At 58.7% G+C, this 12,143-nt stretch carries 12 protein-coding genes; 7 read left to right on the forward strand and 5 right to left on the reverse strand.

Going from position 1 to position 12,143, the window contains the following annotated elements; translation table 11 throughout:
• Positions 1 to 171 precede the first annotated feature (171 nt).
• On the forward strand, positions 172 to 1,002 hold the full coding sequence (locus tag AB4O11_RS22735) for an undecaprenyl-diphosphate phosphatase (protein WP_257355032.1): 831 nt from the start codon (positions 172 to 174) through the stop codon (positions 1,000 to 1,002).
• Positions 999 to 1,430, forward strand: a complete 432-nt coding sequence (locus tag AB4O11_RS22740) for a DUF1294 domain-containing protein (protein WP_099759086.1) — start codon at positions 999 to 1,001, stop codon at positions 1,428 to 1,430. The genes AB4O11_RS22735 and AB4O11_RS22740 overlap by 4 nt, the downstream gene beginning before the upstream one ends.
• A gap of 117 nt (positions 1,431 to 1,547) precedes the next feature.
• Here AB4O11_RS22740 and AB4O11_RS22745 read toward each other — a convergent pair whose 3' ends face one another.
• Together AB4O11_RS22745 and AB4O11_RS22750 are read right to left on the reverse strand one after the other, a co-directional pair.
• Positions 1,548 to 1,907 carry an MmcQ/YjbR family DNA-binding protein gene (locus tag AB4O11_RS22745; protein ID WP_460090825.1) on the reverse strand — a complete coding sequence of 120 codons (360 nt, stop codon included), beginning with the start codon at positions 1,905 to 1,907 and terminating at the stop codon, positions 1,548 to 1,550.
• Complete coding sequence (locus tag AB4O11_RS22750; RefSeq protein WP_093432790.1) at positions 1,904 to 2,812, reverse strand: LysR substrate-binding domain-containing protein; 909 nt, start codon at positions 2,810 to 2,812, stop codon at positions 1,904 to 1,906. Before AB4O11_RS22750 ends, AB4O11_RS22745 begins: the two co-directional genes overlap by 4 nt.
• A 128-nt stretch (positions 2,813 to 2,940) precedes the next feature.
• Here AB4O11_RS22750 and AB4O11_RS22755 point away from each other — a divergent pair, with 128 nt between their 5' ends.
• Together AB4O11_RS22755 and AB4O11_RS22760 are read left to right on the forward strand one after the other, a co-directional pair.
• The gene (locus tag AB4O11_RS22755) at positions 2,941 to 3,552 is read left to right on the forward strand and encodes an FMN-dependent NADH-azoreductase (protein ID WP_093432787.1); all 612 of its coding nucleotides are present in this window, start codon (positions 2,941 to 2,943) and stop codon (positions 3,550 to 3,552) included.
• Positions 3,553 to 3,788: 236 nt separating this feature from the next.
• The gene (locus tag AB4O11_RS22760) at positions 3,789 to 4,826 is read left to right on the forward strand and encodes an alpha/beta hydrolase family protein (protein ID WP_095048871.1); all 1,038 of its coding nucleotides are present in this window, start codon (positions 3,789 to 3,791) and stop codon (positions 4,824 to 4,826) included.
• Positions 4,827 to 4,975: 149 nt separating this feature from the next.
• Here AB4O11_RS22760 and AB4O11_RS22765 read toward each other — a convergent pair whose 3' ends face one another.
• Both AB4O11_RS22765 and AB4O11_RS22770 read right to left on the reverse strand, forming a co-directional pair.
• Positions 4,976 to 6,163, reverse strand: a complete 1,188-nt coding sequence (locus AB4O11_RS22765; RefSeq protein ID WP_460128650.1) for an MFS transporter — start codon at positions 6,161 to 6,163, stop codon at positions 4,976 to 4,978.
• A gap of 261 nt (positions 6,164 to 6,424) precedes the next feature.
• A complete protein-coding gene (locus AB4O11_RS22770; RefSeq protein WP_460128652.1) occupies positions 6,425 to 8,011 on the reverse strand; it encodes an ABC-F family ATPase in 1,587 nt (528 codons plus the stop codon).
• Positions 8,012 to 8,389: 378 nt separating this feature from the next.
• On the opposite strand from AB4O11_RS22770, the gene lpxO reads away from it, so the two are divergent.
• Positions 8,390 to 9,289 carry a lipid A hydroxylase LpxO gene (gene lpxO, locus AB4O11_RS22775; RefSeq protein ID WP_099759425.1) on the forward strand — a complete coding sequence of 300 codons (900 nt, stop codon included), beginning with the start codon at positions 8,390 to 8,392 and terminating at the stop codon, positions 9,287 to 9,289.
• A 163-nt stretch (positions 9,290 to 9,452) separates the two neighbouring features.
• Here lpxO and ku read toward each other — a convergent pair whose 3' ends face one another.
• Positions 9,453 to 10,319, reverse strand: a complete 867-nt coding sequence (gene ku / locus AB4O11_RS22780; protein ID WP_257355046.1) for a non-homologous end joining protein Ku — start codon at positions 10,317 to 10,319, stop codon at positions 9,453 to 9,455.
• Positions 10,320 to 10,508: 189 nt separating this feature from the next.
• Between ku and AB4O11_RS22785 the strand changes: the two genes are divergently transcribed.
• Positions 10,509 to 10,829, forward strand: coding sequence for a hypothetical protein (locus tag AB4O11_RS22785; RefSeq protein ID WP_116256211.1), 321 nt, complete (start codon positions 10,509 to 10,511; stop codon positions 10,827 to 10,829).
• 52 nt (positions 10,830 to 10,881) lie between these two features.
• Entirely contained in the window at positions 10,882 to 12,036 is a 1,155-nt protein-coding gene (locus AB4O11_RS22790) for a PQQ-dependent sugar dehydrogenase (RefSeq protein WP_460128656.1), read from the forward strand.
• Positions 12,037 to 12,143: the final 107 nt, after the last annotated feature.

A 12,143-nucleotide genomic window follows, 5' to 3' on the forward strand; every position in this document is an offset into this window, starting at 1 on the left:
CCCCGCGCGTGAAAACCTGAATCCAAATTGATATTTCACGGAATTTTGACCGTTTCGTGTGGATCCTGTGCGTGCGGAATCGGTACAGCCATAAACAGCTACGCTGATCGCAGTGAACGCTAGAAAAATATTATCGGAGCATGCCGGCGCGCATCGCTCTTTGGGGGATTGATGGATCTTTGGACGGCCTTGCAGGCACTGATACTAGGAGTTGTAGAAGGGCTGACGGAGTTTTTGCCCATTTCCAGTACCGGACACCAGATCATTGTTGCCGACTTGCTGAATTTCGGCGGCGAACGGGCCATGGCGTTCAATATCATCATCCAGCTCGGCGCGATCCTCGCGGTGGTCTGGGAGTTTCGCCGCAAGATTCTCGATGTGGTCATCGGTTTGCCGACGCAGCCCAGTGCCCGTCGTTTCACCGCTAACCTGCTGATCGCGTTTCTGCCCGCTGTGGTGCTGGGCGTGATCTTTGCCGACCTGATCCACGAATACCTGTTCAATCCGATTACCGTTGCGACCGCGTTGGTGGTGGGCGGCATCATCATGTTGTGGGCGGAAAAGCGTCAGCATGCAGTGCACGCCGAAACAGTCGACGAGATCACTTGGAAAGATGCTTTGAAGGTTGGTTTCGCTCAGTGTCTGGCGATGATTCCCGGCACTTCGCGTTCCGGCTCGACGATCATTGGCGGGTTGCTCTTCGGTCTGTCGCGCAAGACTGCCACCGAGTTTTCCTTCTTCCTCGCGATGCCGACCATGGTCGGTGCGGCGGTCTACTCGGGCTACAAGTACCGCCATCTGTTTGTCCCGGCGGACTTCCCGGTGTTTGCCATCGGCTTTGTCACCGCGTTCATCTTCGCCATGATCGCCGTGCGCGGCTTGCTCAAGTTCATTGCCAGCCATAGCTATGCGGCATTTGCCTGGTATCGGATCGTTTTTGGTCTGGTCATTCTGGCGACGTGGCAGTTTGGCTGGATCGATTGGGCGGCGGCCAAGCCATGAGTGATTCCCGCGCACGCCGGCCCGAAGGGCGACCTTCGGGCGGCAACAACATCCAGCATCTGAAGCTGAAACTGCTGGTTCTGTTGATCGTCTGCGCGTTGCCGCTGTTCGGCTCGGTGTCGATGTGGTTGCGCGGGATTTCGTTGGTGCCGCTGACGGCTTACGGTGTTGTGAGCGTGTTGGCGTTCTTCATGTACTGGGCAGACAAGCGCAAGGCGCGCGCCGACGCCTGGCGCACACCGGAGAACATCCTTCATGCTGTGGAACTGGCGGGCGGCTGGCCGGGTGCATTGATCGCCCAGCAGGTGTTCCGGCACAAGACGCGCAAGGTGTCGTTTCAGATTCTGTTCTGGGTGATTGTGTTGCTGCACCAGGTGTTCTGGATCGACCAGCTGTTTCTTGGCTCGAATCTGCTGACGCTGTTCTGAATACACCGCAACTCCCTATGTAGGAGTGAGCCTGCTCGCGATAGCGGAGTGTCAGCCAAAGAAATTCCAACTGACACTCCGCTATCGCGAGCAGGCTCACTCCTACAGGGATCGGGTTTACAGCAACAAACCGATTTGGGTCTTTTTCGGCAACTTGCTCACCACCAGCTGATGCGAACGTTGCAACAACCCGCGCAATTCCTCGGCGCCCAACGGGTAGGGCGGATGCATGATGATCCACTGCGCCCGGGCCAGATAGGGCGCCGGGTGAATCCCCGGGCGGTCGCAATGACCGAGAAACAGATCTTTATCAACCTTGAACGCCAGCGAATCCCCACGCAGCCCCTGCAAGGCAAACATCTTGTTGCCGGCAATCGAAAACACTCGCACGCCGCCCCATTTGTAATCTTCCCGAGCGCCCGGCAATGCCAGGCAGAACGCCGCAACGTCGGCTTCGTTCATCTTTCCCTTGTTCATAACAACCGCTCCCCACAGGCATTGAACGACTCGACCAGATGATCGATCCACGCGCGCACCGCTGGCATCACCCCGCGCCGATGCGGATACACTGCTTGCAGCCAGCCGCCGGGCAGTGACCACTCCGGCAACATCTGCACCAGCGTGCCGTTTTCCAGCTCCGCCTCGCAATACATCATCGGCAACAGGGTAAACCCCTGACCGGCGAGGACGCAGGCCTTGCGTACGACAAAATCATCGATGCCCAGGCGAGCCTCCATGTTCAGTTCGAAACTGTGGCCCTGCTGATCGAGCAGGCGCACATGCACCATACGATCGGCCTCCAGCGCACCCAGTACGGGCAGATGCTTCAGGTCTTGCGGATGGTTGATCGTCTTGCCCTGTAAAAACGCCGGGCTGGCCACCACGACCATCTGCGCCTGACGCAGGCGTCGGGTCACCAGCAGCGGATCCTCGTCACCGTGCTCACGCACGCGCAACGCGACATCAAAGCCCTCACCGACCAGATCAACACGGCGATTGAGCAGTACGACTTCCAGTTGCACCTGGGGGAATTTGCCAAGGAAATCGCTGATCACCCACGGCAACATTTCCCGGGCCAGACCTGTAGGGCAGGACACGCGCAGTCGCCCGCGCGGCTCGCTGGACATGCTCGCCACCGCTTCATCGGCCATTTCTGCTTCGAGGAGCATCGCCTGACAGTGGCGCAAGTAACGTTCGCCAACTGCAGTGAGATTGAGTTGCCGGGTGGTGCGTTGCAGTAAACGCGCGCCAAGGCGTTCTTCAAGTTCGGCAATGCGCCGCGACAGCCGTGATTTGGGAATCCCGAGCAAGCGCCCGGCCGCAGCAAAACCGCCGGCTTCGACGACTTTGGCGAAATAGTAGAGATCGTTGAGGTCTTGCATCAGGGATATCCGACTGTTCTATCAGTGGGACAAACTATCGCATTTCAGGCGGCTAATCATCCATTGGTTTCTTGCGTAGGATTGTCTCCATTCCGTCGCCACCGGCGATTCCTTCCAGGAGATTCCACATGAAACTGCTGCATATCGATTCGAGCATTCTGGGCGACAATTCGGCTTCCCGTCAGTTGAGCAGCGAAGTCGTCAAAGCCTGGCAAGTCGCTGAGCCAAGCGCCGTGGTGACCTACCGCGACCTGGCCGCCGATGCCATCAGCCACTTCTCGTCGACCACCTTGGTCGCCGCTGGCACCACCGCTGAGCTGCGTAACGCTGCTCAACAGCACGAAGCCGAACTGAGCGCTTCGACCCTGGCCGAATTCATAGCTGCGGACGCCGTGGTGATCGCGGCTCCGATGTACAACTTCACCGTGCCGACCCAACTCAAGGCGTGGATCGACCGCGTTGCCGTCGCCGGTCAAACCTTCCGTTACACCGAAGCCGGCCCTGAAGGCCTGTGCGGCGGCAAGAAAGTGGTGATCGTATCCACTTCCGGCGGTATTCATGCCGGTCAGGCCAGCGGCATCGCTCACGAAGAATATCTGAAGCTGGTACTGGGCTTCCTCGGCATCACCGACATCGAAATCGTCCGCGCTGAAGGCCTGGCGTATGGCGAAGAAGTGCGCAACAACGCGATGACCGCTGCACAAGCGAAGATCAGCGAGCAACTGTTCGCCGCCGCGTAAGGCTTGCGTAAAGAACAGCTGATGTTCAGGTAATACCCAAAAAACTCTGTATTCTGGTTCCGCAAGGGGCGAATACGGAGTTTTTTGTTTCTGGCTGTTACATAATCTGGCCCGGGTTATGCAGTCACACAATCAGCGTCTGAGTGCATTGTCGTACCGGAACACCGAATCCCCGGGGTTTCAGGCCCGCAACGCAACGGAACTTTCGATTGAGTAACAACAGGGTGGGGCATCCCATGATGCGTCTTTGTGCAACGTTACTGATTTGCCTGCTCGGCAGCCTTAACACAGTGCATGCCGCGCCTGGGCGACACCCGGTCTGGAGCGTCGGTTATCACGAGATGACCTTCCTCGATCCGCTGGACCTGCAACCGATGCGCGCCATCGCCTTTTATCCCTCCAGCGATCGTGAGCACCTGAGCCTGCTCGAGGGCTATTCGGTCGAGGCCGGCGAAGACACCAAAGTCGCCATCGGCCGTTTCCCGATGCTGATGCTCTCCCATGGCAACACCGGCACGCCGCTCGCACTGCACGACCTGGCGACTTCGCTGGCGCGCAAAGGCTTTGTCGTGGTGGCGGTGATTCACCCCGGCGACAATTCCAAAGACCACAGCCGACTCGGCACCCTGAGCAATCTCTACGGGCGACCGATCCAGATTTCCGAAGCCATCACCGCAACCTTGGGCGATCGCATGCTCGCGCCTTACGTCAATGCGGATCAGGTCGGGGTGATCGGTTATTCGGCGGGCGGCGAGACCGCGTTGATCCTGTCCGGGGCGCAACCGGATCTCGATCGCCTGCGTCGGTATTGCCAAGAGCGCCCGGACGATCGTGATGCTTGTAACACCCAGGGTGAGTTGATCGTTGATCGGGATGATCTGCAACCGGTGGCCGATCCGCGCGTTCATGCGCTGCTGCTGATGGCGCCGCTGAGCCTGAAGTTCGGTCGTCACACCTTGGCTGACGTGCATGTGCCGGTGCTGCTCTACAGCGGTGATGGTGACAAACTGGTGGCCTTCGACAAGAATGCGGCCGCGCTGGCGCGCAAACTGCCGACGGCACCGGATTTCAAATTACTCGCCGGGGCTGGGCACTTCGTGTTTATGGCGCCGTGCAACGAAGAACAGATTCGCGCCATGCCGGCGTTGTGCACCGATGCCGATGGTGTGGATCGCGAAGACATTCACCGCAACCTGATCTCTGAGGCTGGACGGTTCTTCTCGCACACCTTGGGTAAACCGACCCGGGCCGGCATGCAAACCGCGGATCAATAATCCGATCCCCGCAGCACCGCAGCAACTGTGGGAGCGAGCTTGCTCCGGGCGGCGTTCCGACGAAGGCGTAGTGTCAGTCAATACATGTGCTGACTGACTCACCGCCTTCGCGAGCAAGCTCGCTCCCACATTGGTTTTGCGTCGATGATTCAGGAAATCGCCCGGCGCTGCAGCAGCAAGGTCAGCCCCAGCCCGATCACCGACAACAACGCCGCGCTGAAGAAAATCCACGAATACCCCAGGTTCAACGCCACCGCGCCCATCAACGGCCCGGCAATCGCCAGCGCCAGATCGAAGAACACTGCATAAGCGCCCAACCCGGATCCTCGGCTGGAACTGGGCACCTGCTTGATCGCCTCGACACCCAGCGCCGGGTACACCAGCGACAAACCAAACCCTGCCAGTCCGGCACCGATCAAGGCGAATGCGGTCGACGGCGCCAGCCACAACATCACCAAGCCCAAGGTTTCGATGGTCATGCAGGCGATAGCGGACCTGAACCCGCCAAACCGACTGATCGCCGAGATAAACATCAGCCGCGACAGGATGAAGCACACGCCAAACACCGTCAGGCAGTACGCCGCGCCGGTCCAGCCTCGGTTGAGGTAATAGAGGGTGATGAAAGTGGTCAGGGTGCCGTAACCGATCGAGGCCAAGGTCAGACTGGCGCCATACGGGGCGATCCGCCCGAACACCGCCCAGAACGGCAGGCGTTCGCCACGGATCACCGGCACCGAAGGCTTATTGCGAATCAGCACCAGCGCACCGGCCGCCAGCACGGCTAGCGCGATGCCGAGGCTGGTGAAACCGTAATCAACAACCATCACCACGCCTAAGGGCGCACCAATGGCAATCGCCCCATAGGAGGCAATGCCGTTCCAGCCGATGGATTTTGCCGTGTGTTCGACGCCGACCTGGCCCATGCACCAACTGATGGTGCCGACGCCGATCAAGCCCTGTGCGATGCCAAGCAGCAAGCGGCCGATGATCAGAATGATCAGGCTTGTCAGCGGCCAAGTCTGCAACAGGGTAGAGAGCAGCGTCAGCAAGCCACTGAGGACAATCCCCCACAAGCCATAAATGATCGCCCGTTTGGTGCCGACCGTGTCCGACATGCGCCCGGCCATTGGCCGGCTGAGCAGGGTGGCCAGGTATTGCGAGCCAATCACCAGCCCGGCGATGACCGCGCTGAAACCCAGCTGCTCATGCACATAACCGGGCAACACCGCGATCGGCAGGCCGATGCAGAGGAACGCAATAAAGGTGTAGAACACGATAGAAACGATCTGCAGGGTGATCGCCATGGAGCTTTGCGGTGGCAGTTGCTGCGCAGACATGAGGACTCGTTCGCGGGCGGCGGTGGGAGAGCCCGCATCATGGCTTGGGTGTCAGATAAAAGAAAGCAGGCTAACTACTTTCCCAAAAGATTGATGTCGCAGCTACTGGCGTCTTCGCGAGCAAGCTCGCTCCCACAGGGGAATGTATTTCAAATGTGGGAGCGAGCTTGCTCGCGAAGGTCGCCGCACCAGCAAATTCCTCACCCTGAAATGCAAAAAGCCCCGTCACATGGACAGGGCTTTTCAGTTTTCAGCAGTTGTTTAGAACACCACACCCTGACTACGCAGGTAGTCATCGTAAGTGCCGCTGAAGTCAGTCACGCCATCCGGGCTCAGCTCGATGATGCGTGTGGCCAGGGACGATACGAACTCACGGTCGTGGCTGACGAAGATCAGCGTGCCCGGGTAGTTTTCCAGCGCCAGGTTCAGCGCCTCGATCGATTCCATGTCCAAGTGGTTGGTCGGTTCGTCCATGATCAGCACGTTCGGCTTTTGCAGGATCAGCTTGCCGAACAGCATGCGACCTTGCTCACCACCGGAAATCACTTTGACCGACTTGAGGATTTCGTCGTTGGAGAACAGCATGCGCCCCAAAGTGCCGCGAATCATCTGTTCGCCCTGAGTCCACTGACCCATCCAGTCGAACAGGGTGACGTCGTCTTCGAAGTCGTGCGCGTGATCCTGGGCGTAGTAGCCCAGTTCGGCAGCGTCGGTCCACTTGATGCTGCCGGCGTCCGGGGTCAGTTCGTTGACCAGGGTGCGCAGCAGGGTGGTTTTGCCGATACCGTTCGGGCCGATGATCGCCACGCGCTCGCCGGCTTCAATCTGGAAGCTGAAGTCTTTGAACAGTGGTTTGCCGTCGAAGCCTTTGGCCATTTTTTCGACGATGACCGCCTGGCGGTGCAGCTTCTTGTTCTGATCGAAGCGGATGAACGGGCTCACGCGGCTCGAAGGCTTGACCTCGGCCAGCTGGATCTTGTCGATCGCCTTGGCGCGGGACGTGGCCTGCTTGGCTTTCGAGGCGTTGGCCGAGAAGCGGCTGACGAACGATTGCAGCTCGGAAATCTGCGCTTTCTTCTTGGCGTTGTCCGACAGCAGTTGCTCGCGGGACTGGGTCGCCACGGTCATGTACTCGTCGTAGTTGCCCGGGAACAGACGCAGCTCGCCGTAATCCAGGTCAGCCATGTGCGTGCACACGCTGTTCAGGAAGTGACGGTCGTGGGAGATGATGATCATCAGGCTGTTACGCTGGGTCAGCACGTTCTCCAGCCAGCGAATGGTGTTGATGTCCAAGTGGTTGGTCGGTTCGTCGAGCAACAGCACTTCCGGATCGGAGAACAGTGCCTGCGCCAGCAACACGCGCAGTTTCCAGCCTGGCGAAACTTCGCTCATCGGGCCGAAGTGTTGCTCGATGCCGATACCCAGGCCCAGCAACAGTTCGCCGGCACGGGATTCGGCAGTGTAGCCGTCCATCTCGGCGAATTCGGTTTCCAGCTCGGCCACGGCCATGCCGTCTTCTTCGCTCATTTCCGGCAGCGAGTAGATGCGGTCGCGCTCGGCCTTGACCTTCCACAGCTCTTCGTGGCCCATGATCACGGTGTCGATCACGGTGAATTCTTCGTACGCGAACTGGTCCTGGCGCAATTTACCCAGACGTACGTTCGGCTCGAGCATGACCTGACCGCCGGACGGGTCGAGGTCGCCGCCGAGGATTTTCATGAAGGTCGACTTGCCGCAACCGTTGGCGCCGATCAGACCGTAGCGGTTGCCCGCGCCGAATTTGACCGAAACGTTTTCGAAGAGCGGCTTGGCGCCGAACTGCATCGTGATGTTAGCTGTAGAGATCAAGAGTTTTTCCTGCGAAGCATTCTGAGTAGCGAGGGTGCGGCTGGAGCGCTTGGCCCGAGTCAAAGTGCGCTGAAGCGGGGAAGTCCCGTCATCAACCAAGGGGGGCGCGTAAAGTTTGGCGGCGATTGTACTGGTCTGGCTCTTTAAACGATAGGGCGATCACGCCACGATCGCCGATTGGCACCTGCGCGGGACAGTTTTTCACAGATGAACGCTCACCTTTGGCGACAAACTGTGGCTAAAATGCCACCTTTCACCGAGCGTCCGGTTACGGCGCGGGCCAAGGACGAGCCATGTGTATTCAGACCACTGCATGAGACGCTGGGCCTCAGGCCGCCAGGCGCGCAGTTTGTTCACTTCTGACGTGTGACGATTTCCGTGAAACTCATCATTGCTGCTATTTATGTCATTTCCATTGCATACGTTCATCTGCGTGGGCGTGTGCGACACAAACTCGGTCGACAACTGAGCGACCATTCGACGTTTCTTGCGCCGATCAACTGCTTCCTTTATCTGTTTTCGAAAAAACCGAACAAGCCGTACCTGGACCCGAGCGAGTTTCCTGACTTGAGCCCGTTGCAGGCGCACTGGGAAGAAATCCGTGAGGAGGGGCAGAACCTGCTGCGTGCCGGCGAGATCAAGCGCTCCAACCAGTACGACGATGTCGGTTTCAACTCGTTCTTCAAAAGCGGCTGGAAGCGGTTTTATCTGAAGTGGTACGGCGAGAGCCATCCGTCGGCCATGAAGCTGTGCCCGCGCACCACCGAATTGGTGCAGAGCATAGGTTCGATCAAGGCCGCGATGTTTGCCGAGTTGCCCCCGGGTTCGAAACTGGTCCGTCACCGCGATCCGTATGCTGGTTCCTATCGCTATCACCTGGGCCTGGACACGCCGAACGATGCCGGCTGCTACATCAACGTCGACGGTGAGAACTACCATTGGCGCGATGGTGAAGCGGTGATGTTCGACGAGACGTTTATTCATTACGCCGAAAACACCACCGACAAGAACCGCATCATCCTGTTCTGCGATATTGAACGGCCGATGAAATACCGCTGGGCCGCCGCGTTCAACGCCTGGTTCAGCCGCACGGTGATGTCGGCGGCGGGCGCACCGAACGATGCCAGCGACCGCACGGGCGGGATCAACCGCTTGTTTACCCGAATCTACAAGATTCGTCTGCGTGGCAAAGAGCTGAAAAAGCGCAATCGCAAGCGTTACTACATGGAAAAGTGGGCGATCTTCGGTGGTTTGCTCGCGGTATTCATTCTGATCTGATCAATGTAGTGAATTAACTTGCGCCTTCGCGAGCAGGCTCGCTCCCACAGTGGCACTGGGTGAATGCGAATTTCACGCTCGACTCAGAACCTTGTGGGAGCGAGCTTGCTCGCGAAGACTCTCTCAAATACAACCTGTCAGTTGCCTGACGATCCCCGGATTGTCATTCACCGGAAACCTTCTTTGTCCTCTTGGCTGGCGCAGACTTGCTTGCGGCTTTCGCTTTCGGCTTCGCCACCGCTTTCCCGCCCAGACTGCGTTTGAGCAGCTCGGTCAAGTCGATCACATCAGCGGTTTTACGCTCTTCTTCGCCACCCACCGACTCAACATCCTCGATCTTGCCTTCATGGGCCTTTTTCTCGACCAGGGCCATGATCTTGTCTTCAAATTCATCCTTGTAGTCTTCGGGCTTCCAGTCGGCGCTCATGTCCTGCACCAGCCGTTTGGCCATGTCCAGCTCACCCTTGGCCAACTGCGGCTTGGTCACTTCGCTGCCCAGTTCGAGCTCATCGAGACCACGTACCTCCTGCGGCCAGCGCAACTTCACCAACACCAGCGCCGATTCCAGCGGCATTAACGCCGCGAGGTATTGGCGCGTATGCAGAACAACGCGGGCGAGGGCGACCTTGTTGGTTTTGCTCAGGGTTTCACGCAGTAACGCGTAGACCTTGCCACCGCGTTTGTCCGGCGCCAGATAGTAGGGCGTGTCGATGTTTTGCAGGGGAATCTGATCGGCGTCGACAAACGAGAATATGTCGATGGTCTGCGTTGAAACAGGGTGTGCCGAGCGGATCTCTTCTTCGCTGAGCACCACATATCGGCCTTTTTCGTAGGCCACACCTTTGACAATGTGTTCCTTGGTAACTTCTTTGCCGGTGACCTTGTTTACCCGTTTATAGCCAACGGGATCCATGCTGCGGCTGTCGAGCCAATCGAAATCCACGCCCTGCGACGAAGTCGCCGAGACCAATGCGACAGGGATGTGCACCAGTCCGAAACTGATTGCGCCTTTCCAGATTGCCCGAGCCATGGTGAGTTCTCCGAGTGATGATCGGATGACCAGCGGCCACGACTGAAAGTTTCCCCGGGATGCGCGGGTTGCCAGCCACTTGGTCAAGCCGTGTTACATGTTGTTTAAGCCTGACGGGTTAACAAATCCGAACCCTCGGCGTAGCGTGGACTCGAAGGCTCTATCCCACGCCCATCGAGAGGCAGCGTCATGAACCGAATTCTGCTTGGCATCGTCGTCCTTGCCCTCAGTGGCGGGCTGGTTCATGCCGACATGCTGTTGGCGCAAAGCCCCACCGGTAACAGCAATAACCCCTACAACAGCCCGATCCGCCGGGCCAATCCGAACAGCATGCAGGGCACTCAGCCCAGTGCTCCCCCCATTCGGGGGCCGAACACCGTACCAACGCCGCGTCAGCCTACGGTCGAGAACCGGGGCATTGGCAACGGCCAGCCGATCCGTTCGGTGCCGAGCACACCCCCCACGTTCATTCCCAACCCACCTTCGCGCGGCGGAGACAGCAATCGTTGAGCGGCAGGACTGAAGTTCTGTCGGCCCTTGAAACGAACAAAAGGAATCGTGCATGTTGCGTAAAACCCTTCTAGCCACACTGTGTGCTGGTGCGCTGATCAGTGCTCCGGCCTTTGCCGCCGCGCCCAAAGAGCTGCAAAGCGAACAGGGCACCCTCGAAGTCACGACCATCACCGCAGACCTTGAGCATCCATGGGCGCTGGCGTTTCTGCCGGATCGCCAAGGCATGCTGGTCACTGAGCGTCCCGGCAATCTGCGCGTGGTGGCGGCAGACGGCACGCTGTCGGCGCCGATCTCCGGTGTACCGCAGGTCTGGGCCAAGGGGCAGGGCGGGTTACTGGATGTCGCGCTGTCGCCGGACTTCAAACAGGATCGTCTGGTCTATCTGTCCTATGCCGAAGGCGGCGGAGCCGGCGACAAGGCTGGCACCGCCGTAGGGCGCGGGCGGCTTGCGGATGACCTGAAGACGTTGAAGGACTTCAAAGTGATCTTTCGCCAGGAGCCGAAGCTTTCGGTCGGCAATCACTTTGGCTCGCGGCTGGTGTTTGATCGCGACGGTTATCTGTTCATTACCTTGGGCGAGAACAACGACCGGCCGACTGCGCAGGATCTCGACAAGCTGCAAGGCAAGGTCGTGCGCATCTACCCCGACGGCAAGGTGCCGGACGACAACCCCTTTGTCGGCCAGTCCGGCGTTCGCCCGGAAATCTGGGCCTACGGCGTGCGCAATCCGCAGGGCGCAGCGCTCAATCCATGGACTGGCACGGTATGGGAGAACGAGCACGGTCCGCGCGGTGGCGACGAAGTGAACATCATCGAACGCGGCAAGAACTATGGCTGGCCACTGGCGACCCACGGCATTAATTACTCGATGCAGCCGATTCCGGAAGCCCAGGGCAAAACGGCCGAAGGCACCGTCGCGCCGCATCATGTGTGGGAGAAATCGCCGGGGGTTACCGGCATGACGTTTTACGATGCCGATCGCTTTAAACCGTGGCAACACAATGCGTTTATCGGGGCACTGGTGAGTCAAGAACTGATCCGCTTGCAGTTCGATGGCGACAAGGTCGTGCATGAGGAGCGTTTGCTCGGCGAACTCAAGCAGCGGATTCGTGATGTGCGGCAAGGGCCGGATGGTTATTTGTATGTGCTGACGGATGAAGAGAACGGCTCGCTATACAAAGTTGGCCTGAAGCCCGAACTTTAAAGAAGATCCCCCCTGTAGGAGCTGTCGAGTGCAACGAGGCTGCGATCTTTTGATCTTGTTTTTTAAGATCAAGATCAACAGATCGCAGCCTTCGGCAGCTCCTACAT

The organism is Pseudomonas sp. H1_D05, from assembly GCF_054682705.1.

What these genes read in the sequence shown, in the direction of transcription:
- AB4O11_RS22735 (WP_257355032.1), top strand. Translation starts at nt 172, where the DNA reads ATGGATCTTTGGACGGCCTTGCAGGCACTGATACTAGGAGTTGTAGAA.
- AB4O11_RS22740 (WP_099759086.1), top strand. Translation starts at nt 999, where the DNA reads ATGAGTGATTCCCGCGCACGCCGGCCCGAAGGGCGACCTTCGGGCGGC.
- AB4O11_RS22745 (WP_460090825.1), bottom strand. Translation starts at nt 1,907, where the DNA reads ATGAACAAGGGAAAGATGAACGAAGCCGACGTTGCGGCGTTCTGCCTG.
- AB4O11_RS22750 (WP_093432790.1), bottom strand. Translation starts at nt 2,812, where the DNA reads ATGCAAGACCTCAACGATCTCTACTATTTCGCCAAAGTCGTCGAAGCC.
- AB4O11_RS22755 (WP_093432787.1), top strand. Translation starts at nt 2,941, where the DNA reads ATGAAACTGCTGCATATCGATTCGAGCATTCTGGGCGACAATTCGGCT.
- AB4O11_RS22760 (WP_095048871.1), top strand. Translation starts at nt 3,789, where the DNA reads ATGATGCGTCTTTGTGCAACGTTACTGATTTGCCTGCTCGGCAGCCTT.
- AB4O11_RS22765 (WP_460128650.1), bottom strand. Translation starts at nt 6,163, where the DNA reads ATGTCTGCGCAGCAACTGCCACCGCAAAGCTCCATGGCGATCACCCTG.
- ku (WP_257355046.1), bottom strand. Translation starts at nt 10,319, where the DNA reads ATGGCTCGGGCAATCTGGAAAGGCGCAATCAGTTTCGGACTGGTGCAC.
- AB4O11_RS22785 (WP_116256211.1), top strand. Translation starts at nt 10,509, where the DNA reads ATGAACCGAATTCTGCTTGGCATCGTCGTCCTTGCCCTCAGTGGCGGG.
- AB4O11_RS22790 (WP_460128656.1), top strand. Translation starts at nt 10,882, where the DNA reads ATGTTGCGTAAAACCCTTCTAGCCACACTGTGTGCTGGTGCGCTGATC.